Raw genomic sequence first — 25578 nt, forward strand, 5'->3', positions numbered from 1 at the left:
ACAAATGGGCGAAAGACCGGGACAAACCAAACCTAAAGGTAGTCAAGCGTTGTATTACTCCTACCCTAGCGGCCCAGTAAGCGTCATATTTCTACCACTAGGCACAAATCAACCATATCTAGTTTGATTTGTCCCACTAAAAAAACAAATTGTTTCACTGGTAACGTTTGCGGAATTTCTACCTTTGCAGCAGAAGTCAAGAGAATTCCCACCCAACACTTTAAGGGCCATGCAAAAAGATTCCCGGTTTGCCGCCAATATCCACAATCGTTTGCAGCCTTTGGGCTTTAACGAAACCGCTACCGTTCACCTCAATTTAACGCCTGCCGAGCTCGTGGAGCACGCCCTGCGCAACCAGGAAGGCAGCCTCACCGACACCGGCGCGCTAATGGCTGACACCGGTAAATTCACCGGCCGCTCGCCCAAAGACCGGTTTGTAGTGCGCGATGCCAACACGGCGGACAGCGTGTGGTGGGGCGACATCAACATCCCCTTCGACGCCGATAAGTTTGACCAACTGCACCAGAAAATGGTGGCCTACCTGGCCGATAAGGAGCTATACGTGCGCGAAGCCTACGCCGGCGCCAACCCCGACTACCAGCTCAAGCTGCGCGTGGTGAACGAGCAGGCTTGGCACAACCTATTCTGCTACAATATGTTTCTGCGCCCGGCCAATGGCGCTGACACGTCGTGGACGCCGGACTTCAGCATCATCTGCGCACCTGGTTTTGAGGCCGACCCGGCTGTGGATGGCACCCGCCAGACCAATTTTGCCATCATCAACTTTACCAAAAAGATGATTCTGATTGGCGGCACGGGCTACGCTGGTGAGATGAAAAAGGGCATTTTTGGCGTGCTGAACTACCTATTGCCGCACGAGCACAACACCCTGAGCATGCACTGCTCGGCCAACGTGGGCAAGCAGGGCGATACGGCCATCTTCTTCGGCCTATCCGGCACCGGCAAAACAACCCTCTCGGCCGACCCCAACCGTGGCCTCATCGGCGACGATGAACACGGCTGGACGCCTGATGCTGGCATTTTCAACTTTGAGGGTGGCTGCTATGCCAAGGTCATTGACCTAAGCAAAGAGAAGGAGCCCGAGATTTACGATGCCATCCGGTTCGGCTCTATTGTGGAGAACACACGCTTCATCCCCGGTACCCATACCGTGGACTACGCCAACAAATCGGTGACCGAAAACACCCGCACCGCCTACCCCATCGACTTCATTCCCAACGCCATTGAGCCCGGTGTGGCCAACGCGCCGAAGAACATTTTCTTCCTCACGGCGGATGCCTTTGGCGTAATTCCGCCCATCAGCAAGCTCGATAAAAGCCACGCCATGTATCTGTTCATGTCAGGCTACACGGCTAAGGTGGCCGGCACCGAAATGGGCGTAACCGAGCCTCAGACTACGTTTTCGGCTTGCTTTGGCGCGGTATTCCTACCGCTGCACCCCACCAAATACGCTGAGATGCTGGGCCAGAAAATGGATGAGAACCCCGATATCAACGTGTGGCTCATCAACACCGGCTGGACCGGCGGCAGCTACGGCACCGGCCACCGCATGAAGCTACCCTACACCCGTGCCATGATTACGGCCGCTCTCAACGGTCAGCTCGACGAAGTAAAATTCACCAAGCACCCGATTTTTGGCATGGAAGTACCCGGCGCGGTGCCCGGTGTGCCAACCGAAATCCTGGACCCACGTAATACTTGGGCCGACAAAGACGCCTACGACCACACCGCCAATTCACTGGCGGAGAAGTTTGTTGAAAACTTTAAGAAGTATGCGCAGTTTGCAAATGAAGAAATTATGGCCGGGGCACCCCGAGTTGCCGTAGAAGCCTAAGTTTCGCCGTAGTTCACTCACCAGAAAGCCCCGTCAGTTGCAGCTGACGGGGCTTTTGCGTTGTCAGGAACCTATCCGCGTATCTTTAAAAGGTTTTCGCAGGACCTTATTGCAACCGTTCGCAGTAATATCAACTGGTGTATTTATAAGGTCCTTCGCGCTGCTCAGAATGACCAATAGTATGCGACTGCCTTAACCACTTTCGCTTTTTTGTTCCAAACAGGTCTTTGATGAACCCCAAAATATATTTTTGGCTTCCCCGCGTTGCACTGGTAACGGCTCTTTTTCCTTTTTTTGCGCTCTGCCTCTACAACCAGCCCTATTGGGACGACCTCAGCAATGCGGCCCACGTTCGTGATTTTGGGCTGTGGCACCTGCAGTCCAAGCTTTATCAGGAGGCAGGTGGCCGGTTTGTATCAATGTTTCTTCTTACGGCAGCCAATCCGCTCACCTACGGCTGGTGGAATGGAGTGAAAGCCACTGCTCTGCTTTTTTGCATTGCCACAGCTGCCACGCTTTGGTTTGGCCTGCGCCGCTTATCCAGTAATCACATCAGTCGAAGCCAGTCGGCATGGATTACGGCCATTTTACTGCTGGTTTACATAGCCGCAATTCCGGATATTCACTCAAGCCTCTATTGGTTTTCGGGACAAGTGGTGCATCAGATTCCAATGTTGCTCCTGATTATTGTGCCAGTAGCAACTGCGCTGGCGCACCAGGCCACGGGCCATGCCCGATGGAGCTGGTTGGGACTAGCTGGAGTTGGCACGTTTGTCACCGGCGGGTCGAGCGAATTGGGCATTGTGCAGTTGGGCTCCGTTCTGCTATTGGCGTTGGGCCTTAGTATTTGGCGGCGTCAGCGGACGAGCGTCTACGTATGGGCAGGGCTGCTCACCATCCTTGGCTTGACTAGCATCGTACACGTGCTAGCACCCGGCAATTACGCCCGCTTGACGGAAGAACCTGCCCGAATTCCGCTGCAATCGAAGCTTATGCTGATGGCTGTAGGACAAAGCCTGCGCCTCATTCTATGGCAACCGACTGTGCTTTTGCTACTGGCCATTCCGGTGGTGTTGAGCCCACACGCTGACATGCTACAACGATACCGGCCGGTGGGCATGCGTATACCGCTCCCCATCAGTGCACTTGTTTTATTGCTGGGGCTTGTGGCAGGCATTGTTTTAATGCTGGCTTCCCTGGGCGGCCCTCCCCTGCTTGCCCGCGCCACCAATGTGCTGATATGGTGGATTTTGCTAGGTTGGTGCGCCGCCTGTTGGGCAGCTTTACCAGCACACAGCCAGCCCAGTAAGCCCGCGCCAATGACCACCAGAACTGTAGTGAGCATCCTGCTTTTGGTTATGACTGCCGCGCCAGCCATCCGGGCCTGGCAGGAATTGCTGGCTGATGCGCCCGAATGGGCCAGGCAATGCGATGCGCGCCTGCCGATTTATAGAGCCGCCGCTGGGCATCACGCCGTGCTTACCGTCAGGCCCATTGTAGGGGTAATCCCTCGTTATGTTTTAGTACGCGGCTACGACATTCAGCCCGGTCCTGGCCACCCACTCAACCTGGCCACCGCTGCTTATTTTAATCTGGACTCTGTTAGAACTGGAGGTCCGGTAAGGCCGGCTTTTTGAAGCCGCGCAACGAAACCAGGTTACTTCCGCGACTTATTAGGCACAGCACACAAACGGCCGGAATTACTGCCCCGGCCGTCGTGCTGTTCCTAACTATAGCGGTTCAATTCTACCAACCCCGACGGTCGCGGCGCTGCTGGTCTTTCATTTTGCTGGCCCGGCCCAGCCATGCGGCCAGCGCTACCCCAGCACCGGCCAACAGCGCCGTGCGCAAGGCCGGACTGCCGGTGGTAACGGCTGCAGTATAGAAGCTGGTTTCGCGGGTATAACCGGGGTAGTTGCCGCGCTCACGCAAGTCGCCGGCAGCCCGGTCAAGGCCATTTTGAGCCAGGGGACGCGGGGCCTCATCGGCGTGCTCCTGTTTGGCGAACGCCTTTTCCATGTATTGGTCGAATACTGCGGGCGTCCAGCGCTGCATGCCAATAAAAGCACGGCCCCCGCCACCCACCACAATGTCGCGCTCGGGCGTGATGGCGGCGTGCAGGATGGCGCGAGCTACGGTTTCGGGGGCATAAGCGGGTGGGCCGTGCTTGGCCTCGCGGTCCAGGTAGTTTTTAGCGTGCACCGTGTAGGGCGTGTCGATGGACGAGGGCTGGATGAGCGTAACGGAAACCGGCGCACCGTCCATTTCCAGTTCCATGCGCAGGCCGTCGTTGAAGCCTTTCACCGCATGTTTGCTGGCCGAGTAAATGGTTTGCAGAATAGCCGTCACGTCGGACAAGATGCTGCCCACGTTGATAATTGCTCCACCTTTGTTTTTCAGGTGCTTCGCGGCCTCCAAAGAGCCGTAGACGAGTCCCCAGAAGTTGGTTTCGAACAGTTTGCGCATGTCGTCGATGGGCACCTGCTCCAGCTTGCCGTAGATGGACACACCGGCATTGTTCACCCAGGTGTCGTAGCCGCCAAACTTTTCCTGCGCGGCTTGTGCAATGCGCTGCACATGGGTTTGTTGGCTCACATCGGCCACAACATATATTGCCTGCCCGCCGCTTTGCGTAATTTCAGCGCAGAGCTGGCTCAGGGCCTCTTCGCTGCGCGAAGCCAGCACCAGTTTAGCACCTTCTTTGGCTGCCATACGAGCCGTGACAAGGCCTATGCCCGACGAAGCGCCCGTAATGACCACAACTTGTTCGCTGAGGTTTTTAAGGTTGATTTTCATGAAAGAGTGGATGGGTGGTTAGTAAGAGGAAGTCGTGTAGTCCGTACCGCCGGGAATCACCGCTTCATCGGCCGACGAAGCTGGCAGGGGCATTTCCTCAGAGTTGCTGAAAACACCCGACAGCAGACTTGCGCCCAAGCTGATGGCGCCAATGCCCAGAAACGTGTTGCGAGCCCGCCGGTCTTGCGCAAACCCTGCTAGCCAGGGCATGGCCATGGCTCCCACGCCGGCAGCAAAATCCAGGAACAAGTGGGCTTTATAAGGCACAAGCTTCCACACGCCCCATTCGGCGCGGGTGAACAGCGTGGATGCCAACACGCCGCCACTCACGATGCGGCAGATGCGGGCCGCTTTTTTGTTGTGTGCAAACCCAAACAAGTCCGGTGCTGCGGCTACGGTGGGTACGTAGAGGTAATCGGCTACCCCATGCACAGGACGGGGGATAAGAGGCGTATTCATAAGGCGGAAATGATGAAATGTGGAGCTACTTTCTACGCCCGACAAGGGTCGGCCGTTATGGCTCAGCTTGTATTTTGGAAGCCAAAACGCCATTTCGAAGCTGCCTGCCGTTCTTTGCATCTATGCATACCTTCTTCGCGCCCGACCTCGCCGGCTCCACATATACCCTCCCCGAAGACGAAAGCAAGCATGCCGTGCGCGTACTGCGCCTGGGCATCGGCGATGCTGTAGAGCTGCTCGACGGGCGCGGGGGCCGCTACGCTGCTGCGGTGGCCGATGCCAACCCGAAGCGCTGCCAGCTGCACATCACCTACCACGCAACCGTAGCGCCCCGCCCCTACTTCACGCACGTAGCCGTAGCCCCTACCAAAAACCTCGACCGCATGGAGTGGTTCGTGGAAAAGGCCGTGGAAGTGGGCGTCGAACGCATCAGCTTCCTGCGTTGCGCCCGCTCCGAGCGCCGCGAGCTGAAGCTGGAGCGGATGGAAAAAATTGCCATCAGCGCCCTCAAGCAGTCGGGCCAGACGTGGCTGCCGCAACTGGATGAGCTGACGGATTACGCAACGTTTGTAGCAGCGGTGCTCCCCGAAACTACTTTCATCGCGCATCTAGCAGAAGGCGAGCGGACGGCGCTGGCGCAGGTAGCTGGCGCGGGGTCCGGCTGCTGCGTGCTCATCGGCCCGGAAGGCGATTTTACGCCGCAGGAAATTGCGCTGGCGCGGGAAAAAGGCATCCGGCCGGTGACGCTGGGTGCCTCTCGACTACGGACAGAAACAGCAGCGCTAGCAGTCGTATTTACGGCGCAAATTATGCGTGATAAATAATTTCAAATCCAAACTTTATGCGATTTCATTAGCCTACTTAGCACCTCCACTTTGGGAGCGTTAATTACCGGCCAATGATTGCCATGCTGAGTAGAAACCGCCTCGTTTAAGGCTCTATAAAACGGCAAAATGTTTGATTTAACATCACCAGTAATCCGGAATTTTTCCACAGCTACGCAGCTCGGTTCCTTCTCTGAGATACGCAACGTGACCTTTAACATTGCCATCTGATAATCAATCCTCTGTCAGCGCCGACAAATCTTCCTGCGAATCAATGCCGCCTTCCGCGGCCAAAGCTGCAGCGGCTTTAGCCAGCTTTTTCTTGCGCCATGGCGCATCCTGCTCCCAGTCGCCAGCCATGATGCAGCCGTAGGGCTGAATTTCGTCGATGATGGTGGCCAGATTGAATTGCGTGATTTGACGCTTCACGTCTTCGGCATTTTTATAGGCGCTGGGCAGCTCGGAAATATCAATTCGATTGAAGAAAAAGCGGGCGTCGATGCCCTGGGTTTCTTCCGCAAATACCTCTTCGTTGGTCTGGCCAATTTTGCTGTATTTGTGCTTCGTGCGGCTGAGGTTGCGGCCGGCACCGTGCGGCGCAAAGCCCAGGTTGTTTTCGTTGGTAGCACCTTCCACAATAAGAATGGGCTGGGCCATGTTGAGCGGAATGATACGCGGGCCGGTGATGTCGGGCATAAATTTCGGGTCGAGCGGCGTAGCGCCCTTGGCGTGGTAGAACACGTCGCCGTCGCGGAATACGAAATTGTGTTCGTTCCAGTACCGCTCCTGCACCGTTGTGCCAAGCTTTTCGCCAATAGCATCGTGCAGACACAAGTGGTTTTGCTTGGTCCATTTGCGCACGGTTTGCAGCGCACGCCAGTAGTTTTCGCCTTCCACGGTCTGGCTGGGAATCCAGGCGTTAGCCGGAGCGGTTTCGGGCGAAATCTCCCGACGGAACAACTCTGCCACTTTCATCCCGTGGCCATACAGCACGGCTCCCACACCCCGCGAGCCGTGGTGCGTCACGAGCATCGTGTCGCCGGTATTTTTGGAAACTCCAACGTAGAGAAAGTGGTTGCCATCGCCCTGAGTACCCAGGTGCTCATGGGCCATTTTCAGGCTGCGCCCGGAATTTAGAAACGGGTTGGCCTGCATTTCCGCTTCAATTTCGGCCGGTAGTGGAAATTGATTTCCGGGCTCGCGCCCGCCGGGACCAAAGTGGGTAAGCTGCTGGGCCACATCAAGCACCGTTTTGGGGTCGGCTTTGCCCAGGTTGGTCAGCATCACCGAGCAGCAGATATCGGCGCTGTGCATGCCGGGGTGAATGGCATTGCGGGTAGCTACTACGCCGCCCACCGGGATGGTGCCCAGCGGCCCCGCCGGGCAGGCATCGGGCATAATGGCCCCGGCTACCACCGTAGGCGTACGCATCAGCTGTTCCATCGACAGCTTCACGTAGTCGATATTGGCCTGCTCGGTGGGTGTATCGGCCTGAATATTTTCGTGGTACGACACCGGCGCCGGCAGCAGCGGAATTACCGGCGCGGGCTTCACCGTATCGAGGTAAGCGTGCAGGGCGTCGCCGGTCAATTCATGGGCGTTGATGTGCTCCAATGCATCTTTAAACCATTTGCCGGGCTTCAGGCCCAGGTCCAGCAAGTCTTTGCCCGTTACCATTGGTTGTGCGCTTAAGGTGTTTTCAGCAGGTTAATGGAATGTCATTCCAGGCGGCAAGAAAGCGAAATATTACGCATCACCACGTTGGCTCCTGCCCTACTCCTGCGGTTCAATGTGAATCAGGACGTTGCCTAATTGCGGAATTTTCTGTTGCAGGCTGTCCTTCAGCCGGTGCGCAATTTCGTGGCCGGCCCGCACGGTAATCTCGCCGCTCACACTGGCATGTAAATCGACCTGGTATTGCATGCCTGTTTTGCGAACGAGGCATTTTTCAGTCCCAAGCACGCCCTCCACCTGCTGCGCTACCGCTCTGATTTCTGCTACCAAATCATCGTACATGTGCTCATCAAGAATTTCGCCTAATGCGGGTCGAAAAATCTGATAGCTATTGTAGAGAATAAAACCAGCGGCAAATAGCGCCGCCCAATCATCAGCCGCCTCATACCCTTTGCCCAAAAACAGCGCAATGGAAATCCCGATAAATGCCGCTACCGACGTAATGGCGTCGCTGCGGTGGTGCCAGGCATCGGCCTTCAGCGAGGAAGAATTGGTTTCCTCCGCTTTTTTCATCACCGTGCGAAAAGAAATTTCTTTCCAGATGATGATACCGCCTAACACCAGCAGCGTCCAGGCGCGGGGCAATGCGTGCGGGGTACTGATGTTCTGGATGCTCTCATAGGCAATAATGGTGGCCGACGTGATAAGAAAGCCTACTACCAGAAACGTGACCAGTGGCTCGATGCGGCCATGACCATACGGATGGTTTTTATCGGCCGGCCGGTATGCGTATTTGATGCCCAGCAGCACCAGAAACGAAGAAAAGATATCCGCCGTCGATTCGATGGCATCAGCTACCAGGGCGTAGGAATTGCCGAAGTAGCCGGCCAACCCCTTAAGCAGCGCCAGAGAAACGTTGCCCGCAATGCTAAAATAAGTAGCTTTGACAGCGGTTTCCTCGTTGGTCATAAGATAAATACAGTGTAGAATTATCAGGGATTTCAAGCGATAAATTTCCGCCTGAACAGATTGAATAAATATTGCTAATAACCTAATCAATAACTATCCCCACTCATTTTAAATAGTATGCCTTCACAAGTTGAATGGCCTCTTTTTCATCTTCAGTACAGGGCTGGCAAAACGTGCCGACTCCATTTACCGGCCCTTCGTATTCCCAGGTAAATATTTTTGGTGTTTCCCCATCATCTGCTATTTTTAATTTAATTCCACTGGGAATAACGGTAGTTGTGTGACCATTAGAGAACTTAACTTTAAAGGCGTCACTGCCATTTACTTGCAGCTTATTCAAATAAGTAACTTTAAATTCCTTATCCACTTTTCCATAGCGATAATAAATTTCGGCTCGATGGCCATCCTTTACATAAAAGCTGAAATGCTCATACTTATCAGTGCCGTATTTGCCGATAGAGTAATTCGCCACCTTCGTTTGCGCATTGGCCGTTTGCCCAACAAATAGCATTGCCGAAATCACCATTAGGAGCCCTTTCATAAGCATATCTGGTTTAGGTGTAATGCGTACTGACTGTGCTCCTACTTACTAAAACCCAGCCGTAAAAGTTGCCAATCTAGCACCTAGGCTAGAAGATAGACTCATTACGCATGGCCGATGCTATTTACCCAGCGTCAGGTTTTGCTGCTTTTTCAACAGTTGCCGGATGGCCGCGAGGTGGGCCAGCAGCACCAAGGGCACCACACACGACGGGAGCCATACAAAAGGAAAATGGAGAATAGCTACGTTTGGCTGCTCAAAAGCAAACCGCTGGAAGGGTGATGGAGCTGATAAAACCGCATTAACCACAATATTGGCCAGCAAGCCCAGGCAGACAAAATTCCACACCAGCAATCCCTTGGCGTCAAGCAGTTTGCTGCGAAAAACCAGGTAATACACCACTGGCGCGGTCAGCCCGGCGAGGATGTCGTAATTGCGGCCCTCAAACGTCATCAGCTGCGGAATGGCGCGGTGCAAAAACAGGCCGAGCAGTATCAGTTCCACTGCAATGCGTACCGTGTGGAGGAGCGTGAGCGTTTCGAGCCGCAGCCCATCAAGGTAGCGGCGGCCGGAGTTGCTGAGGAAAAGGCCAGCAATCAGTAGCATGGGTGGCCCCAGCAGCAGGCCTATTCGGGGCGGAAAACCGGTGGTTATGGTATAGAACCCACTGCGCGCCACCAGCGCCTGCACCAGCAGCCACAGCAGTAATATGCCGAGCGTGAGCCGCGAATTATTAGCCGCCCGATAGAAAGCACCAGCGGCTAGTAAGGCAATGATGATAAACGTGATACTGAGGTAATTCGAAACATTTTGCATGGTGTTGGAGAGTTGATAACTAACCCTGCAAAGGAACCGACGCAACTCCGGCAGCTACTTGCCAAATGGCAGGAAATCACTCGTGGCCGGCGCTTTTCGTCACCGCAGCCCTGATACGGCTTAGCGAAGTATCCGTGACGCCCAGATAGGATGCAATGTGCTTCACGGGGGCATTGAGCAGGATTTCGGGCGTGGTTTTCATCAGTTGTTCGTAACGCTCGGTAGCCGACGTGGTAATCATGCCCAGCATGCGCCCTTTGAGCGTAGCAAAGCCCTGCACCAGCACCGAACGACCAAATTCCCGGAACTCGGGCCGTGCGTGAAACAAGGCGTTGAGCTGTTGAAACGTAATGCACCAGCCGGCACAATTCGTCAGGGCCTGAATATTTTCCTGTGAGGTGACACGGGTGAAAAAGGATGACACTTCAAAAACAACTTGCCCGCTTTTGTAAAAGCTGGTCGTAACCTCATTGCCGTTGGGGTCGTGGGCAAAGGCTCTCAGTAAGCCTTTTTCCAGGAATAAATATTCGTCGCACACGCGGCCTTCGCGCAGCAGGAAATCATGCTGCGCAATCTCTTTTGGCACAAACTGCCTAGCTATTTCTTCCGCCTGCTGCGCATTTATCAGTCCGTTGGCCTGCAGGAATTTACGCAATTTTTCTTGTGTCATTACTACCCAAATAGTCAGCAGTTATAATCCTCATTCCTATACACTATTCGGAATAGCTCACGTAAGACTGGCCGCTAAATTCCTTGAAATAAAATACTTCGAAAACTAACTGTGCCAGCACCCATTTCACCTACTCGAGGTCTTCCTCCTTCGAATACGGCAGAAAGAGCATAAGCTTATCCTTGTGGTCGTAAAGGCGAAAGCCCAACCGCTCCATATGCGCCAGCTGCTTTTTGCGAAATCGGTTATCACTTCGGTGTCTATTTATTTCAGGAATGCTCATTATCAGCGTTCTTCTAACTAGTCGGAAATTGCAATAAAATGTATTGTATTCATCTAGCGTGAGCTTAAACTGGGCTATTTCATTAGCAAGCAATTTGCGTAAAACTTCCTGAAATAGTACTGACTTTGCATTAGCTGGTGCTAATTGTTGGGCATCCTGAATCTCCTTTATTTTTTGTTCCTGTTCCGCCATTCTCACCTACCAGTAGCCACGCATCCAGCTGGAATCCTCCTTGGTTATTCTGTCTTCCAATAGGCTGATACTACGCGCTATATTTTCTTTATCATCGTAAAATTTGTCCTTGAGATTCTGCAGCACATGTAGCTTTTGACTCACCAAAGACAAGCCTTTGGACAAGTGATGAGCCATTTTATATTGCATCTCTTCTACGTATTCGTCAATTTGGACAATGAGGGCTGCGTGTTCGGCTTCGTGGTGGGCAATTAGTTTCTCAAGCTTGCTGCTCATGGGGCATTCTGGTCAGGCCAGTAGAAAACCAGTAAATTCAGGCCTAAGAACTACAATTCCCGGCAAACTGTCTTCATATCCGCATTCTCCCGCTAGCTCGCATTCATGTTCAAGTCACTGCTACTCACCCTTTCGTTGCTGCTCACCCTCTCGGCTGCCGCGCCGCCGGCCGCGCCCAGCTTCCGCATTGCCAAGCTGCACTACGGTGGCGGGGGCGACTGGTACGCCAACAAAACCTCGCTGCCGAACCTTATCCGCTTCTGCAACCAGGCGCTGCATGCCAATATTGCGCCCGACGAAGCCACCGTGGAGCTCGATGCGCCTGAGCTGTTCACCTACCCCTTCGTGCACATGACCGGCCACGGCAACGTGAGCTTCACGGCGGCCGAGGCTAAGAACCTGCGTCAATACCTGATTGGGGGCGGTTTTCTGCACATCGATGATAATTATGGACTGGATAAATTCATCCGACCCGAGATGAAGAAGGTATTTCCGGAGCTGGAATTTGTGGAGCTGCCCTACTCGCATCCCATCTACCACCAGAAATACCAGTTTCCGCGCGGGCTGCCCAAGGTGCACGAGCACGACGGCAAGCGTGCCCAGGGCTTTGGTATACTTTACAAGGGCCGCCTGGTATGCTTTTACAGCTTTGAGTGCGACCTCGGCAACGGCTGGGAAGATGTGGGGACCTACCCCGAAGACTCGCCCGCCGTACACGACGAGGCCCTGCGCATGGGTGCCAATCTGGTGAGCTACGCACTAACCCAGGACTGAGCAAAACGGCGGCAATTGGGCTCCCTGCCCTATTTTCGCTTTCTTAATCCTTTCCCTAATTTATGTCATCGGTCACGGAAAGCTCGGCTATTTTGCATCAATTACGCAAGGAAACCAGCCCTTTCCACGACGCAGTTGAGCAGAACTCCTTCAACCTGGCACTGACTGCCGGGACCGTAACCGCCGCCGATACAGCCCGGTTTCTGGCCAAAATGTACGGATTCCTCCAACCTTACGAGCACCAATTGCAGGCGCACGCCGCTGCCTTTGGCCCCGAGTGGCAATTGGACCAGCGCTACCGGGCCCCGCTGATTCTGGAGGACTTACCCCACTTCGGTTACGCTGGCATCCCGCCCCGGTGTCCGGTGCTGCTACCGCTCGCCACCCGGGCTCAGCTGCTTGGCGCGATGTACGTGCTCGAAGGCTCGACGCTGGGCGGGCAGGTGATTGCCCGCCAGCTTGACAAGGCGGGCATCACGGCCCACGCCTTTTTTACGGGCCGCGCCGAGCGAACCGGCCCGCTCTGGAAAGCGTTTTGCCAGCTTCTGAGCGAAGCCGCTGCTGAAGACCCAGCTACCGTCGTAGCCTCGGCCATTCTTACGTTTCAAACTCTTTCCGCATGGCTAAATCAGCCGTAAGCTACTCCGACGAAAGCCTTGTTGGAGCCCCCATTGACCTCAATAACTGCGACCGGGAGCCGATTCATATTCCAGGGCTTATTCAGCCTTATGGGTTTCTGCTGTGTCTTGACGAGGCCAGCCGGCGCGTGGTGCAGGCCAGCGCCAACACAAGGGACTTGCTGGCCATCACGCCCGAAGAACTGATTGGCGGTGGCCTGGGCCAGCTACTGGAACCCGAGCAATTGCTGGAGGTGGAACGCATCTGGCCTACCCTCACCGAGCAGAGCCGGCTATTAGGCATCCGCTTGGGCCGTGTGCTGAACCGGCCGTTTTATAAGCTCATTCTGCACCGCTACGACGGCCTGCTGTGGGTGGAAGGTGAGCCAATGGCCGACAACGACACCAGCGTCCTCGACTTGCCCTCGCTCAACTTAACCCTGGGCCAGCTGCTGGCTGCCGAAACCACCCAGGCCATGTGCCAGTCGGCCGTGGAGCAGGTGCGTGCCCTCACCGGTTTCGACCGCGTGGCGGTCTACCGTTTTGCCCCGGATGATAGCGGCGAAGTCATTGCCGAAGCCGTGCGCGAAGACCTGCCGCCCTGGCTGGGCATGCGCTACCCGGCCACCGATATTCCCAAGCAGGCACGGGCCATGTACCTCAAAAACTGGCTGCGGTTCATCCCCGATGCGTCGTACGTGCCCACGCCATTGCTGCCAGCCCATCGCCCTGGTGCTACCCGCCCGCCCGACATGACCTATGCCGTGCTACGCAGCGTGTCGCCCATCCATATCCAGTACCTGCACAACATGGGTTCGCAGGCCACCATGACTATTTCGCTCATTGAAGACGGACGGCTGTGGGGCATGATTACCTGCCACCACGAAAGCCCGCGCCTGGTGAGCTACGAGTTGCGTGACTTGTGCCAGTTTCTGGGCAAAACCATGTCGGCACTGCTCAAGACCAAGCAGCAGCACGATGAACTGGCCTACCAGACGCGCATCAGCCAGACGCAAACGAGGCTGTTTGAGCTGGTGAGCACCCAGGAAAACTTCCTCCATGGCCTCTATCGCTTCTCGCCGACGCTGCTCGATGTATTCGACTGCGGTGGTGCGGCCATTTGCTTTGAGGGCGAAATCATTACGCTGGGCAACACTCCTTCTAAAGCCCAAATTACCGAACTGGTGGACTGGCTGCGCGCCAACACCCATCAGGACGTTTTCCATACCAATTCCTACGCCCAGCTTAACCCGGCCGGGCGCGCTATCCGGGGCACGGCCAGTGGCGTTCTGGCCATTGCCCTGGCCCAGGACCCCGGCGAGTTCATCATTTGGTTCCGGCCCGAAGTCATCCAGACCGTAACCTGGGCCGGGCGCCACGAAAAGAATCAGACTACCGTCGACGGCGAGATTTTCCTCTCGCCCCGGCAGTCGTTTGAGGCTTGGAAGCAAACGGTGGAAGACACGGCCGCCCCCTGGCTGCCGCTCGAGATTGAAGCGGCGCGGGAAATCCGCCTGTTTATTTCCGATGTCCGGCTGAAAATCTTTAACGAGCTGCAGGCCCGCGCCACCAATCTAGCCACCCTGAATGCCGAGTTGGAGCGCAGCAACGACGAGCTGGATTCGTTTGCTTACGTAGCTTCGCACGACCTGAAGGAGCCCTTGCGGGGCATCCACAACTACTCGCTTTTCCTGCTAGAAGACTACGCCGACAAGCTCGACGCCGATGCCGTGAGCAAGCTCCAGACCCTGGTGCGCCTCAGCCAGCGCATGGAGTCCCTGATTGAGTCGCTGCTCCTGCTTTCCCGGGTGAGCCGCCTCGATTTGTCGCCCGAAACCGCCAACCTCAACGAGGATTTGGCCGATGTGCTGGACCTGCTTTCGCCCCGTATCGAACAGACGCACACCACTGTAGTAATACCCGAGCAGCTGCCCACCGTGCGCGCCGACCGGGTTCGCCTCCGCGAGGTTTTCAACAATTTGCTCACCAACGCTATGCGCTACAATGACCGCGACGAGAAACTCGTCACTATCGGCTTGGCACCAGCGACCGTGCGCGGACCAAAAGGCACCGGAAATCCCGCCGATTTTTACGTCTTTTACGTACAGGACAATGGCATCGGAATTGCGCCTAAGCACCACGATAACATTTTCAAAATCTTTAAGCGCCTGCACGCGCAGGACAAGTATGGCGGTGGCACTGGCGCAGGCCTATCCATTGCTAAAAAAATGGTGGAACGCCACGGTGGCGAACTCTGGGTTGATTCCGTTGTTGGTCAAGGCTCCACGTTTTATTTCTCGCTTTCTAAGCACCTCTAAATGAGCTCCGCATCCCAAACCCCCATCCTTGTGGTGGAAGACAGCCTCGAAGACTTCACGGCCCTGAGCCGGGCGCTTCGCAAAAGCGCGGTACCCAACCCCGTGCTGCGCTGCGAAGACGGTGAGCAGGCGCTGGAGTACTTACAGGGCCACGGCAAGCACCCCAACTGGCCCAGCCAGTTGCCCGCGTTCGTGCTGCTCGACCTGAATATGCCCGGCTTGGACGGCCGCGATGTGCTAGGCGTGCTCAAGCAGGACGCGGCTCTCAATTCCATTCCGGTCATTGTGTTTACCTCCTCCTCCAATGCGCGCGACATTGAGGAATGCTACCGCCTCGGGGCCAACAGCTACCTCACCAAGCCCATTGCCTACAGCGCACTGGAAGAAAAAGTGGGTCTCCTGACCAGCTACTGGCTGGGCGCCTCGGAACTGCCCGCCGCCAGCTAGCCCGCCGCGAGTGAAGAGAATACTGCTTATCGACGACAATCCGGAAGACCGGATGCTATATCGCCGCTACCTGGGCCAGGGAATGGCCAGCATGCGAGTAGAAATTGCCGAAGCTTCCTCGGGCGAGGACGGTCTGGCGCTGTTCAAAGAATGGCAGCCCGACTGTGTACTGCTCGACTATAACCTGCCCGACACCGACGGCCTTACCATGCTCGAAGGCCTCCAGGCCCTGGCTCCGCCCGATACCCTGTGCGTGGTGATGATAACCGGCGGCGGCAGCGAAACCCTGGCCGTGCGCGCCCTCAACAGCGGCGCCCTGGACTATCTGGTGAAGCAGGAGTTTGACCGCGAGTTGCTGACCAAAACGGTGGCCCACGCCATCGAGAAAAACGAGTGGCGGCAATATGTGGCCCGCTACCATTCCGAACTGCAGGGCGTGAACCGCCAGCTGCGCGATTCGTTGGCTGAGCTCACCACTATTCGAGAGGAGCTACACGACAAAAATGCCCAGCTTAGCAGTGCCAATGAGGCCATTATTGCCCGCAACCAGCAGCTGGCCCGCACCAATCAGGACCTCGACAACTTTGTATACGCCGCCAGCCACGACCTGCGCCAACCGGTAAATAACCTGAATGGCCTGTTTGATGAGTTGCGCCGTTCTGCCACCTTCCACGACCCCGAGGAGGCCGTGGTGCTGCGCCTGATTGACGATTCGCTCCAGAGCCTGTCCACCACCATCACCGACCTGGCAGCGGTGGTGCAGGAGCAGCGCAGCCACGGCGAGCAATTTACTGAGTCCATATCTTTTGCTGATGTGGCTACCGATGTGCTACAGGTCCTGCAGCCGCAGCTTATTGCCACCCAAGGCGAGGTTGAAACAGACTTCAATGCCTTGCCTATGCTCACGTATGTGCGTAGCAACCTCCGCACCATCCTATTAAACCTACTTAGCAACGCCCTCAAATACCACGAGCCTAACCGGGCACCGTACATCCGCGTGCGGAGCTACGAAACCGATGGGCTTCCGGTGCTGGAGGTAGCCGATAATGGCTTAGGGATGAACTTAAACCGCTACGGCAACGAGTTATTTCACCTCTTCCGGCGCTTCCATCCGCAGGTGGGTGAAGGCACCGGGGTTGGCCTGTTTCTGGTCAACCGCCTGGTGCAAGGCCACGGCGGTAGCGTGGCCGTAGAAAGCCAAGAGCACCAGGGCACAACGTTCCGAATATTCCTACACGGTAAGAACGGTCCCGGCTAGACTAACAAGGTAAACCGGTACGTCCTGCTGAGCACAGTTGAAGCATCTCTACTGCAAAAGTGAACAATCACTTGCACGGTAAAAATGCTTCGGCTGTGCTCAGCAGGAGATACTGATTTTGCTTCTCTGAAACTAGTCTAGCGCACACCTTTCTCTGGAAAACGGCCTGATTTTGTGCGGTAGAACGCCTTGATTTTTGCCTCATCGGCCTCGTAATCGCCGCTGGGCCACACGGCTTTTCCGATGCCGGCTTCCTTCTTGGCATAGTCGAGGTAGCCCAGGCGGATAGGCACCCCTGCTCCTAGTGCGGCAAAGTAGTAGCCCTTGCGCCAGCGTGGCTGGTAAGCCCGCGTACCTTCGGGGGTGATGAGAATAACTAACTCATCATGCTCATTGAAAAGCTGTACCATGCCATCCACGAGGCTGTTGTTGCGACTGCGGTCCACAGGCAGCGCGCCAATGGCTTTCACGAGCCAGCCCAATGCCCAATGCTCAGTCCACTCCTTTTTCACGGTGAAGCGCACGTCTACATCCATGAGATAAAAGGCGGCGCGGGCTAGAATGAGGTCCCAATTGCTGGTGTGTGGAGCCGCAATCATGATGCTTTTCTTGATTTCCGAATCGTTGATTTCGCCCAGGTGCCAGCCGGCCACTCCGAATACGAGTTTGGCCATGTAATACCAGAAGGTCGAGGTTTTGCGAGCGGGCATCGGATAAAAGGCAGTCTAGAAAGCGGAAAATAAATTGGTCAGCAAAAAGCCCGGATGGGCCATTATTTCAGCAAAGATGGGTTATTGAGGCCAAATGCACTTTTCTATTGGAGCAGCGTCCGCAACTCCGTGGCTTGGTTCATGGCGTAGCGATAGCCGATGTCGAACAGTTCCGGCCCGCGCTTATAGCCCAGCGGGCGATAGTGCCGCAGTTCAGGTGGCTCCAGCAGCAGGTCACATTTCACCTTACGGGCCGGCGTGTTGGCATTGATGGCCAGATGCAAGGTTCGCTCAATCAAGCGGCGGAACGTAGGTATTCTTGCCTCCGGATTGATTGGATTGCAGTGCACGCCCACCACGCGCAGGCCCGCACGGCCCAGCAGCGGCTCCACCGGCAGGTTATTAAGCAAGCCGCCATCCACCAGCTGCCGTCCCTGATACTCCACCGGCCGATAGATAATGGGTACCGCCGATGAGGCCAGTAGTGGCGGCAGCAGCGGCCCAGTATTGAAATACACCGACTCGCCCACCATCAGGTCCGTCGCCACCAACGTCACCGGCCGGTCTAAATCTTCAAAATTGAGGGTACTGCCCAAGTGCCGGGCCAATAGCTGTTCCACCGCATCAAAATGCAGTAGCCCAAACCGGCTGAATGCAGGCCGCGTGAGCCGAAACACGTTGGTGGACATCAGCAGCCGCAGAATTTCGCGCGGAGCAAATCCAGCTGCGTAAAACACACTGGCAATGGCCCCGGAACTCACGCCCGCCAGTTCTGCCACCGGCAACTGCAACTCGTCGAGGGCCGCCAGCACCCCCAGATGCGCAATGCCCCGGGCACCGCCGCCCGATAAAGCCAAACCCAGTTGGGCCATGGTGGTATTAGTTGATGAATGGTAAGCGTATGCCGGCAAGCAATAGCCCGCCCGGCGGCTTTTCGTTACGCAAAATCCGTCGTCACAACCGACTCCACTCCTATAAGTCAGCCAGACGCAGGGTTTGGTCCAGGCGAATGCCCTTATCTGTCAGCTGAACGGTGCAGGCCTCGTTGGTGGGGTCGTGCTCCAACAGCAGCACCCAATTATCCTCGGCCGCGCGGCGCAGCACTGCTTCCTTCTCGGGCATGGTGAGCAGCGGGCGCACGTCGTAGCTCATCACGTAGGGCAGTGGAATATGCGCGGCGCTAGGGAGCAAATCGGCCATAAAAGCCAGTGTCCGGCCTTTGTAGTCCATCACCGGCACCATCATTTTCTCGGTGTGCCCATCGGCCAGAATGATTTCGCGAAACTGCGGCAGCGCATCGGGCACACCTTTTTGCAGGTCGATAAACTTCAAATGTCCGCTTTCCTGAATCGGCAGGATATTTTCCTTCAGAAAGCTGGCCTTCTCACGCGGGTTGGGCGTTACGGCCCAGTCCCAGTGTGCTTCGTTGCTCCAATAGGTAGCGTTTGGAAAGGCCAACTGCAGCACACCATCGGGCCGGCGCTGCACCGAGCCCCCGCAGTGGTCGAAGTGCAGATGCGTCAAGAATACATCGGTGATATCCGTGCTGCTGAAGCCCAGCTTGCGCAGGGATTTTTCCAGCGTGTCGTCGCCGTGCAGGTAAAAGTGCCCCCGAAACTTCTCATCCTGCTTGTCGCCAATACCATTGTCGATGAGCAGCAGCCGGCCGCCGTCCTCAATCAGTAGGCAGCGCATGGCCCAGGTGCACATATTATTGGCATCGGGCGGGTTCAACTTCTGCCACATACTGCGCGGCACCACGCCAAACATGGCCCCGCCATCCAGCTTAAAAAGACCGGTATCAAGGGTATGGATTTTCATAATCTAGCTATTAGCTAACAGCTTAAAAAGCTACTCTACCACTACGCCCATTGCCGAAAACTTATCAATGCGCTGCGAAATTCGGTCCTCGGAAGAAATAGCAGTTAATTCCTTCAGGGTTTTGAGCAATGTACTTTTTAGAGTATCAATCATCACTTCGGGCGCTGTATGGGCCCCACCCAGCGGCTCTTTCACGATGCCATCGACCAGCCCGGCGCTCTTCATGTCCGTCGCCGTAAGCTTGAGCGCCTCTGCGGCTTGCTCCTTGTAGTCCCAGGAGCGCCACAGAATGCTGCTGCACGACTCCGGCGAAATCACCGAGTACCAGGTATTTTCCAGCATCAGCACCCGGTCGCCGATGGCAATGCCCAAGGCTCCACCGCTGGCCCCCTCGCCAATGATGACGCAGACAACCGGCACTTTCAGCATAAACATCTCCTTCAGGTTGCGGGCAATGGCCTCGCCCTGCCCCCGCTCCTCGGCCTCTAGGCCCGGATAAGCGCCCATGGTATCAATTAAGGTAACCACTGGCACGTTGAACTTCTCGGCCAGCTTCATCAGGCGCAAAGCCTTGCGGTAGCCCTCGGGGTTTGCCATTCCAAAATTCCGGTACTGCCGTTCTTTCGTGTTGTGTCCTTTCTGTTGGCCGATGAACATCACGGTGTGCCCATCCAGCTCACCCAGGCCGCCCACCATGGCCTTGTCGTCGCCCACCGTGCGGTCGCCGTGGAGCTCCACAAACTTCTCTGCCATGCCCGTGATATAATCCAGCATCTGGGGGCGCTCCGGGTGGCGCGACAGCTGTACCCGCTGCCAGCGGGTAAGGTTAGCGAAGGTTTCCTTCTTAAGGGTCTTGATTTTAGCTTCCAGAGCCGCTACTGCTTCGCTCACGTCTACCTCGCTGTCGGCCGCGAGTTTCTGCATTTCGAGAAGCTTGCCTTCAAGGGCAGCGATGGGTTGTTCAAAGTCGAGGAGCATGAGCTACGTTCGGGTTTACGGGAGTGGGAAGGCGAAAATAACGGATGGCGCAAGCTAAACGGGTCTAGAAGCCGCGACCTGCACCACCAAATGCCGCCTTACAAGCGGATGGCAAAGGTAAAACATCCATCGTTGCGACCGGCAGCGAAAAATAATCCCCCTGAGAAACAACCATCAAGCTCTAAGTTGGCCTTCTTTTTAGAAAAATATTAGCCCCTGGCTTGCAGGGCGCGGTTTTCTTACCCTACCTTTGTATCACCAAAACGGAAAAGCACACGGCTTCTCCACCAAGGCAAACGGTTTGGTAGTTCAGTTGGTTAGAATGCCGCCCTGTCACGGCGGAGGTCGCGGGTTCGAGTCCCGTCCAGACCGCAGACGTTTGCTAAAAAGGCCATTTCCAGCACGGAAATGGCCTTTTTGTTTTTTCAGAGGCATTTTCAGTGGCACACCCTATCGAATGGCGTTGCTGTCGCGGTCGCTTTCTCGCTCAGCCAATTGGTCCTCGATGTTGGCTGTGTCCTCATTGGTCCAATCGATGCGTTGCCGGCTGGGCAGGCCCAGTACCGCGTCCCGAGTCTCACGCACGGCCTGCACCAATTCCTGGTTACTGCCGCCCGTGGTACCACCGCCTGCACCTGGTGCACCGCCCGGCGTACCACCGTCCTCGTAGTAGCCAGCGCCCCGCCGGCGCACTGGTGCCCCGCCCCGGTTGATGCTTGTGTCGAGCAAGTCATCGACCAGCTCGCGGTTGTTGGCGTAGGTGTCGCGGCTCAGAATCATGTAGGGCTCGCCCCGCTCCCACTCGCCCAGGTGCTCGCCCGTGGCGCCGTCCACCATCCGGATGCCGCCCCCGCCGTGCAGCTGGCCCACGGAAGGCACGCCGGCCACGGGGTTGATGCCGCCGGAGGCAAAGCGCCGCACCTTCTCGCGCCAGCCCAGCTTCAGCTTGTCGCCACCGAAGAGGGTGCCCTTGGCAAACTCGGGAATGGGCGTGGCAATGATTTTGGCTACGCTGGCAGCTGCTGCAATACTTGTGGCAAAGCCAGTGGGCGTGAATGGCCCACCGGCTTTGAGCACGGCCAGCACACCGGCAATAATGGCCTGGGCTATATTAAACGCCTTATCCTTCTCAGCTGCCTCCTTCTTGACCTTACGAGTTTGAAGGTCATAGTTGGCTTCGATATTCGATTTCTGCTGCTCGTATGACTCCTTGGCCACGCGCCCGGCTTTGTACTCCAATTCGAGCTGGGCCAGGCGCTGCTTCTTGCTCCGCTCGATGCGTATCAGCTCCTTGTCGCCATCAATCTTGGCAAAATCGCTCAGCGTTTGGATGGCCTGGCTGCCGATGTTGAGCGCAAATTCGGCCCCGGCCTGGTTGCGGGCTTTGGCCCGGTCGGCGTATTCTTCCTCCAGCGCCTGCTTCTCATCGAGGTAGCGGCGGGTGATGGCCAGCTTCGTATCCTCCGAAATGCCCTGCTGAAAATACTCTTCGGCGTACTGCGCATCGAGCTGCTGCCGGCGGAGGGCCTGCTCGTCGGCATCGGCCTGCGCCCGGGCCGCGCTGAACTCGGCCGACTGCTGCCGGCGGCGCTCGATGCGGCGCAAGGCAATGTCCTGGTCGATGGCCAGGATGCGGGCCTCGATTTCAGCCTGCTGGCGCACCCGGTCGGCTTCGAGCTGGAGCAAGTCGCGCTGGAGCTTTTCCTGCACCAAGCGGCGCTTCTCGGCCGCGTTGCGGTCGGAATCGAGAATTTTCAACTGCTCGCCGGCTGCGGCCGTACGCAGCTGCGCGGCCCGGCGCACCCACTCGTTTACAATAAGGTCGTTGCGCTGCTTTTCGATGCCTAACTCCTCCTCGGCGTCCTTCTGGGCCCGGGCGCGGCGTAGTTCCGCGATGTCGGTGGCCAGCTTCGCGTCGAGGAGTTTGCGCTGCTCAGCCACCTGCTCGGCGGTGCCCTTGGCCGTGGCCTTTTCCTTTTCAGCGGCCGCCTGCAGCTGGAGGATTTTGCGCTCGGTTTCGTCGGTGAGCTGCGCAGCCTTCAGGTCGGCAATCTTTTTCTCCACGTCGGCCTGCTCCTTGGCCCGCTTCTCGGCTTCCTCCTGCTCCTTTTTGGCGAAATCGGCCTTGAGCTGCCGGATGTCCCGGGCAGCTTCCGCCACAACCACCTTGCGGTCGCCGGCCGTTTTTTTCTCCCCCAGCAGGTCGATGTCGCGCTTGGTGGCCACCTCCTGAATTTTCAGCCGCAGTTCCTCCGCCGAGCCCTGCTGCACCAGGGCCAGGGCGGCTTTGATGTTGGCCAGCCGCTCCTTCAGGCTTTCCAGGTCGTTTTTGGCTTCCTCCGCCTTTTTCGCCACCGCCGCTTTCTTTTCCTCGGCTCGGGCCTGCTCCGCAGCCAGCAGCCGCAGGTGCTCCCGCTGCTGCAATTCGGCGTAGTAATCGTTGTAGCGCTTGGTCTGCGCCGCCTTGGCTTCGGCCCCGTCCTGGCCCGTGAGGGTGCTTAGAATCGACTTAGCGTTGGCCTTCGCGTGCTGGGTGAAGGTGTCGAACGCGGTGTCGTCAATTTTAAAATTGGCCCCGAAGAAATTGGCCACCCGCTTATTGGCGTCGATGAACAGCCCCAGCGCGTCGATGGCCAGCTGCACGCCGGCGACCAGCGTCTTGAGGGGCAGCACCACGGCGACCGCTACCACCTGGCCGAATAGCTCCAGCCCGCCTTTGCCGGTGCTGAAGCTGCTGAAGAACGCGCCCAGTTCCTTGCCCAGGGGCACCAGCTGGTCGAACAAGCTCCCGAACAGCGCGCCCAAGGGCCGCAGCATGGTGAACAAACTATCGACGGCCGCCCGAAAAGCCTCGCTGCGGTCGTAGAGTTGCTTCAGGCCAAAGGCAAACAGGGCCAGCAGCGTGATAACGAGGCCGATGGGGTTGGCCGCCAGCGCCGTGTTGAGCCCTTCCTGCGCCGCCGTTTGCAACTCGGTGGCCGTGATGAGGGTGTACTTGCCCTCCACCTCCGTGAGCACGCCCAGGGCCACGAGCTTTTGCAGCACCAGGGTGCGCAGCGTCGAGGCCTGCGCCTTGATTTGTTCGGCGTTGAAGGCCAGCACCGCCAGGGCCAGCAGCCCAAAGGCGGTTTTGTTTTCTGCTACAAACGAGGGCACGGCCTTGAGCACGTCGAGCAGCAGCCCCGCGTACTGGAGGAACTTGATGTAGATGGGAATCAGTAGCTCGCCCAGCTCCTGCCGGAACTGCGCAAACCCCTTCTCGGCTTTGGCCACCTCCGCCGCCGCGTTAGTATTCTTCTTGTTGAACTCGTCCGTGAGGCTCGTGCCCTTGGCAAACTCGGCACTGGCCAGCGCCTGCTTTTGGCGCACGATGTCGGTTTGGCTGGCCAGCAGGCTCACCACCTTCGTGGCTTCCTGCGACTTGATGCCCAACTTATCGAGCGTGGAGATGATTTCCGTGTTGCTGGCGCCCTTGAAACTGGCCGCCAGGCGCAGGATAACTTCGTTGGGGTCCGTGTTGATGAGCTGCTGAAATTCAGCGCTGGTGAGGCCAATTTGCTTGCCGAAGCCGGCCGTGTCCTTCGAGGCGGTGAGCAGGATATTGCTCAGCCCGCCACTGGATATTTCGGCCGACAAGCCCAGTTCCTGGAACGCCGCGCCCAGGCCCAGGGTCTGGGTGATTTCGGGAGCCAGGTCGCCGAGTTGGCCAATGCGCGCCGTAAAGTCGGCAACGACGGGGCTGGTGGCGCTGCCGTCCGCGCCCAGGGCGTTGAGGGCCGAGCCGATTTTGGTGATGGCCTGGTCGGGCTTGAGGTCGGCCGTGGTCTTGAACAGCTTCTGCAAGCCGCCGATGCTCTTGGTCACGTCCGCCACCCCGCCGGTGAACTCATCGCCCAACGCCACCACGGCCTGGTCTACCGACTGGGTGAACTCGTCCACGTCGGCGGCGGCCACGCCCAACTGGCCCCCTCCTACGGCGATGGCTTCTAACTCGCTCTGCGCGGTGCGGGTGTCGATGCCTTCCAGCTGGCCGCGCAGGGCTTTGGCCCCGGCCGTGGTCAGGTTGAGGCTCTTTTCCATGTCGGCAATCGAGTCGCTGCCCTTGGCCGCCGCGTCGATGCTCTCGCTGCCCAACTGCTTGAGCCCGCTAATGGCGGCCTGCACGCCCAGCTGGATGCCGGCAAAGCCCGCCGCCTTTTTGATGAAGTCGAGCACCCCGCCGCCGGCGTTGTTCAACTCCTCTTTCACCCCCTTGGCTTCGGCGCGTACTTGGGCCAGGCGCGCATCCACGGCGGCCAGTTCCTCGGCCTTGTTCAGGAAGGACTCGGTGTTGGGCGTGAGCTGGCCCAGTTCGCGGTTGAGTTCACGCGACTTGGCCTTGAGCTGGTCGCTGGTGAGCGAGGTGAGGCCGATTTCGTTGCGCAGCTCCTCCATCCGGCCGCGCACTTGGCTCAGTTCCTTGTTGGCGTTCACGTATTCCTCCGAGCCCTTTTTCAGGCCCTTCATCCCGTCCTGCAGCACCTGGGCCTTGCGGGTGAGGTTGTCAAGTTCGGTGCGCGACTGCGAGCCGTCAATTTCCAGCTTAATCTGGACGTTATCCTGTCTTACGTTGGCCATTAGAGTCGAATGCGAGCGGCGATGTGCTGGCCGGTTTGGGCGGCGTAGCGGGTGGTCACCCCGTCGATGAGGCGGTTGATGCTGGAATAAAAAGTTTTAGCGAACCAGGCTTTGGGGCGCACGGCGCTGTTGTCGCGCACCTTGGCCCGGGCCAGGCCCCAGGCGATGCGGTTAATGGCCACGGCCTTGGTGAGGGGAAACTGCCCGTAGCGGTAGCCCGGCACGTAGTTGAATTTGTCGAGGCCCACCTTGGCCACGTAGGCTTCCATTTCTTCGATGGGCGGGGCCCGCTTGCGGTTGAGGCCCTTCATGTCGCGGATGCGGCCGTACTCGGCGAAGGCAATGCCCATGCTGGCCACGTGGCGCGCTGAGGCGGCTACGACTTCCGACCGGAGCGACTGCAGCAGCTCCTCGGTGAAGACCAAGCCCTTCTTCTGAATGGCAGCCGCCAGCTCGGCCAGGGCCCGGGCGGCGTAGTTGCCCAACTCCTCGTCGAGGATGCGCTGAAAGTCGGCCGAATAGTCACTCATGCCCCCAAGATGCGGGCAAGTCTCAGCGGGGCATAGGACGAAAAAAGCCCGCCCACCTATCCTTTTTTCCAGTCCCAGCCAATTGGTCTGAAGTCACAAATGACATGTTTTTTAGATTTTTATACACCCTTCACAAACCACTTACAGTCAATT

The 25578-nt window shown here is 57.2% G+C and carries 23 protein-coding genes and 1 tRNA gene; 9 read left to right on the forward strand and 15 right to left on the reverse strand.

Going from position 1 to position 25578, the window contains the following annotated elements; translation table 11 throughout:
* The first annotated feature begins 229 nt into the window (after positions 1-229).
* Both pckA and J4E00_RS00575 read left to right on the forward strand, forming a co-directional pair.
* Positions 230-1855 carry a phosphoenolpyruvate carboxykinase (ATP) gene (gene pckA / locus J4E00_RS00570; RefSeq protein ID WP_208173059.1) on the forward strand — a complete coding sequence of 542 codons (1626 nt, stop codon included), beginning with the start codon at positions 230-232 and terminating at the stop codon, positions 1853-1855.
* A 230-nt stretch (positions 1856-2085) separates the two neighbouring features.
* Positions 2086-3492: a DUF6056 family protein gene (locus J4E00_RS00575; protein ID WP_208173060.1), complete on the forward strand. Its 1407-nt coding sequence runs from the start codon at positions 2086-2088 to the stop codon at positions 3490-3492.
* A gap of 109 nt (positions 3493-3601) precedes the next feature.
* On the opposite strand, the gene J4E00_RS00580 is transcribed toward J4E00_RS00575, so the two are convergent.
* Both J4E00_RS00580 and J4E00_RS00585 read right to left on the reverse strand, forming a co-directional pair.
* Positions 3602-4651 carry an SDR family oxidoreductase gene (locus J4E00_RS00580; protein ID WP_208173061.1) on the reverse strand — a complete coding sequence of 350 codons (1050 nt, stop codon included), beginning with the start codon at positions 4649-4651 and terminating at the stop codon, positions 3602-3604.
* 18 nt (positions 4652-4669) lie between these two features.
* Complete coding sequence (locus J4E00_RS00585) at positions 4670-5110, reverse strand: hypothetical protein (RefSeq protein WP_208173062.1); 441 nt, start codon at positions 5108-5110, stop codon at positions 4670-4672.
* Positions 5111-5232: 122 nt separating this feature from the next.
* Here J4E00_RS00585 and J4E00_RS00590 point away from each other — a divergent pair, with 122 nt between their 5' ends.
* Positions 5233-5934 (forward strand): RsmE family RNA methyltransferase, encoded by a 702-nt coding sequence (locus J4E00_RS00590; protein ID WP_208173063.1) that lies wholly within the window; start codon positions 5233-5235, stop codon positions 5932-5934.
* Between the two features lie 234 nt (positions 5935-6168).
* On the opposite strand, the gene J4E00_RS00595 is transcribed toward J4E00_RS00590, so the two are convergent.
* The 7 genes from J4E00_RS00595 to J4E00_RS00625 form a co-directional block, all read right to left on the reverse strand.
* Complete coding sequence (locus tag J4E00_RS00595) at positions 6169-7611, reverse strand: RtcB family protein (protein ID WP_208173064.1); 1443 nt, start codon at positions 7609-7611, stop codon at positions 6169-6171.
* A gap of 96 nt (positions 7612-7707) precedes the next feature.
* Positions 7708-8577, reverse strand: a complete 870-nt coding sequence (locus J4E00_RS00600) for a cation diffusion facilitator family transporter (protein ID WP_208173065.1) — start codon at positions 8575-8577, stop codon at positions 7708-7710.
* Positions 8578-8680: 103 nt separating this feature from the next.
* Positions 8681-9118 (reverse strand): hypothetical protein, encoded by a 438-nt coding sequence (locus tag J4E00_RS00605; protein WP_208173066.1) that lies wholly within the window; start codon positions 9116-9118, stop codon positions 8681-8683.
* A gap of 120 nt (positions 9119-9238) precedes the next feature.
* Positions 9239-9934: a hypothetical protein gene (locus J4E00_RS00610; RefSeq protein WP_208173067.1), complete on the reverse strand. Its 696-nt coding sequence runs from the start codon at positions 9932-9934 to the stop codon at positions 9239-9241.
* 76 nt (positions 9935-10010) lie between these two features.
* A complete protein-coding gene (locus J4E00_RS00615) occupies positions 10011-10604 on the reverse strand; it encodes a Crp/Fnr family transcriptional regulator (protein ID WP_208173068.1) in 594 nt (197 codons plus the stop codon).
* A gap of 130 nt (positions 10605-10734) precedes the next feature.
* Complete coding sequence (locus J4E00_RS00620; protein ID WP_208173069.1) at positions 10735-11079, reverse strand: hypothetical protein; 345 nt, start codon at positions 11077-11079, stop codon at positions 10735-10737.
* A 6-nt stretch (positions 11080-11085) separates the two neighbouring features.
* The gene (locus J4E00_RS00625; RefSeq protein WP_208173070.1) at positions 11086-11355 is read right to left on the reverse strand and encodes a hypothetical protein; all 270 of its coding nucleotides are present in this window, start codon (positions 11353-11355) and stop codon (positions 11086-11088) included.
* A 105-nt stretch (positions 11356-11460) separates the two neighbouring features.
* Here J4E00_RS00625 and J4E00_RS00630 point away from each other — a divergent pair, with 105 nt between their 5' ends.
* From J4E00_RS00630 to J4E00_RS00650, 5 genes are all read left to right on the forward strand, one after another.
* The gene (locus J4E00_RS00630) at positions 11461-12129 is read left to right on the forward strand and encodes a DUF4159 domain-containing protein (protein WP_208173071.1); all 669 of its coding nucleotides are present in this window, start codon (positions 11461-11463) and stop codon (positions 12127-12129) included.
* Between the two features lie 62 nt (positions 12130-12191).
* Positions 12192-12767: a biliverdin-producing heme oxygenase gene (locus tag J4E00_RS00635; protein ID WP_208173072.1), complete on the forward strand. Its 576-nt coding sequence runs from the start codon at positions 12192-12194 to the stop codon at positions 12765-12767.
* Positions 12749-15064: an ATP-binding protein gene (locus J4E00_RS00640; protein WP_208173073.1), complete on the forward strand. Its 2316-nt coding sequence runs from the start codon at positions 12749-12751 to the stop codon at positions 15062-15064. The genes J4E00_RS00635 and J4E00_RS00640 overlap by 19 nt, the downstream gene beginning before the upstream one ends.
* A complete protein-coding gene (locus J4E00_RS00645) occupies positions 15065-15511 on the forward strand; it encodes a response regulator (RefSeq protein WP_208173074.1) in 447 nt (148 codons plus the stop codon).
* 10 nt (positions 15512-15521) lie between these two features.
* Positions 15522-16769 (forward strand): sensor histidine kinase, encoded by a 1248-nt coding sequence (locus J4E00_RS00650; RefSeq protein WP_208173075.1) that lies wholly within the window; start codon positions 15522-15524, stop codon positions 16767-16769.
* Positions 16770-16906: 137 nt separating this feature from the next.
* Here J4E00_RS00650 and J4E00_RS00655 read toward each other — a convergent pair whose 3' ends face one another.
* The 4 genes from J4E00_RS00655 to J4E00_RS00670 all read right to left on the reverse strand — a co-directional run bounded on the left by J4E00_RS00655 (position 16907) and on the right by J4E00_RS00670 (position 20278).
* Positions 16907-17479 carry a 1-acyl-sn-glycerol-3-phosphate acyltransferase gene (locus J4E00_RS00655; protein WP_208173076.1) on the reverse strand — a complete coding sequence of 191 codons (573 nt, stop codon included), beginning with the start codon at positions 17477-17479 and terminating at the stop codon, positions 16907-16909.
* Positions 17480-17583: 104 nt separating this feature from the next.
* On the reverse strand, positions 17584-18351 hold the full coding sequence (locus J4E00_RS00660; protein ID WP_208173077.1) for a patatin-like phospholipase family protein: 768 nt from the start codon (positions 18349-18351) through the stop codon (positions 17584-17586).
* Between the two features lie 100 nt (positions 18352-18451).
* On the reverse strand, positions 18452-19300 hold the full coding sequence (locus tag J4E00_RS00665; RefSeq protein ID WP_208173078.1) for an MBL fold metallo-hydrolase: 849 nt from the start codon (positions 19298-19300) through the stop codon (positions 18452-18454).
* Between the two features lie 30 nt (positions 19301-19330).
* On the reverse strand, positions 19331-20278 hold the full coding sequence (locus J4E00_RS00670; RefSeq protein WP_208173079.1) for an acetyl-CoA carboxylase carboxyltransferase subunit alpha: 948 nt from the start codon (positions 20276-20278) through the stop codon (positions 19331-19333).
* Between the two features lie 298 nt (positions 20279-20576).
* On the opposite strand from J4E00_RS00670, the gene J4E00_RS00675 reads away from it, so the two are divergent.
* Positions 20577-20650 (forward strand) — tRNA-Asp (locus J4E00_RS00675).
* A 78-nt stretch (positions 20651-20728) separates the two neighbouring features.
* On the opposite strand, the gene J4E00_RS00680 is transcribed toward J4E00_RS00675, so the two are convergent.
* Positions 20729-24895, reverse strand: coding sequence for a hypothetical protein (locus J4E00_RS00680; RefSeq protein WP_208173080.1), 4167 nt, complete (start codon positions 24893-24895; stop codon positions 20729-20731).
* A complete protein-coding gene (locus tag J4E00_RS00685; protein ID WP_208173081.1) occupies positions 24895-25425 on the reverse strand; it encodes a hypothetical protein in 531 nt (176 codons plus the stop codon). The genes J4E00_RS00680 and J4E00_RS00685 overlap by 1 nt, the downstream gene beginning before the upstream one ends.
* Between the last annotated feature and the right edge of the window lie 153 nt (positions 25426-25578).

It is taken from the genome of Hymenobacter negativus (assembly GCF_017571495.1).
Taxonomy (GTDB): Bacteria; Bacteroidota; Bacteroidia; order Cytophagales; family Hymenobacteraceae; genus Hymenobacter; species Hymenobacter negativus.

Excerpts from the sequence above, each read along its gene's own strand:
- pckA (WP_208173059.1), top strand. The coding sequence starts at position 230 with ATGCAAAAAGATTCCCGGTTTGCCGCCAATATCCACAATCGTTTGCAG.
- J4E00_RS00575 (WP_208173060.1), top strand. The coding sequence starts at position 2,086 with ATGAACCCCAAAATATATTTTTGGCTTCCCCGCGTTGCACTGGTAACG.
- J4E00_RS00580 (WP_208173061.1), bottom strand. The coding sequence starts at position 4,651 with ATGAAAATCAACCTTAAAAACCTCAGCGAACAAGTTGTGGTCATTACG.
- J4E00_RS00585 (WP_208173062.1), bottom strand. The coding sequence starts at position 5,110 with ATGAATACGCCTCTTATCCCCCGTCCTGTGCATGGGGTAGCCGATTAC.
- J4E00_RS00590 (WP_208173063.1), top strand. The coding sequence starts at position 5,233 with ATGCATACCTTCTTCGCGCCCGACCTCGCCGGCTCCACATATACCCTC.
- J4E00_RS00595 (WP_208173064.1), bottom strand. The coding sequence starts at position 7,611 with ATGGTAACGGGCAAAGACTTGCTGGACCTGGGCCTGAAGCCCGGCAAA.
- J4E00_RS00600 (WP_208173065.1), bottom strand. The coding sequence starts at position 8,577 with ATGACCAACGAGGAAACCGCTGTCAAAGCTACTTATTTTAGCATTGCG.
- J4E00_RS00605 (WP_208173066.1), bottom strand. The coding sequence starts at position 9,118 with ATGAAAGGGCTCCTAATGGTGATTTCGGCAATGCTATTTGTTGGGCAA.
- J4E00_RS00610 (WP_208173067.1), bottom strand. The coding sequence starts at position 9,934 with ATGCAAAATGTTTCGAATTACCTCAGTATCACGTTTATCATCATTGCC.
- J4E00_RS00615 (WP_208173068.1), bottom strand. The coding sequence starts at position 10,604 with ATGACACAAGAAAAATTGCGTAAATTCCTGCAGGCCAACGGACTGATA.
- J4E00_RS00620 (WP_208173069.1), bottom strand. The coding sequence starts at position 11,079 with ATGGCGGAACAGGAACAAAAAATAAAGGAGATTCAGGATGCCCAACAA.
- J4E00_RS00625 (WP_208173070.1), bottom strand. The coding sequence starts at position 11,355 with ATGAGCAGCAAGCTTGAGAAACTAATTGCCCACCACGAAGCCGAACAC.
- J4E00_RS00630 (WP_208173071.1), top strand. The coding sequence starts at position 11,461 with ATGTTCAAGTCACTGCTACTCACCCTTTCGTTGCTGCTCACCCTCTCG.
- J4E00_RS00635 (WP_208173072.1), top strand. The coding sequence starts at position 12,192 with ATGTCATCGGTCACGGAAAGCTCGGCTATTTTGCATCAATTACGCAAG.
- J4E00_RS00640 (WP_208173073.1), top strand. The coding sequence starts at position 12,749 with ATGGCTAAATCAGCCGTAAGCTACTCCGACGAAAGCCTTGTTGGAGCC.
- J4E00_RS00645 (WP_208173074.1), top strand. The coding sequence starts at position 15,065 with ATGAGCTCCGCATCCCAAACCCCCATCCTTGTGGTGGAAGACAGCCTC.
- J4E00_RS00655 (WP_208173076.1), bottom strand. The coding sequence starts at position 17,479 with ATGCCCGCTCGCAAAACCTCGACCTTCTGGTATTACATGGCCAAACTC.
- J4E00_RS00660 (WP_208173077.1), bottom strand. The coding sequence starts at position 18,351 with ATGGCCCAACTGGGTTTGGCTTTATCGGGCGGCGGTGCCCGGGGCATT.
- J4E00_RS00665 (WP_208173078.1), bottom strand. The coding sequence starts at position 19,300 with ATGAAAATCCATACCCTTGATACCGGTCTTTTTAAGCTGGATGGCGGG.
- J4E00_RS00670 (WP_208173079.1), bottom strand. The coding sequence starts at position 20,278 with ATGCTCCTCGACTTTGAACAACCCATCGCTGCCCTTGAAGGCAAGCTT.
- J4E00_RS00680 (WP_208173080.1), bottom strand. The coding sequence starts at position 24,895 with ATGGCCAACGTAAGACAGGATAACGTCCAGATTAAGCTGGAAATTGAC.
- J4E00_RS00685 (WP_208173081.1), bottom strand. The coding sequence starts at position 25,425 with ATGAGTGACTATTCGGCCGACTTTCAGCGCATCCTCGACGAGGAGTTG.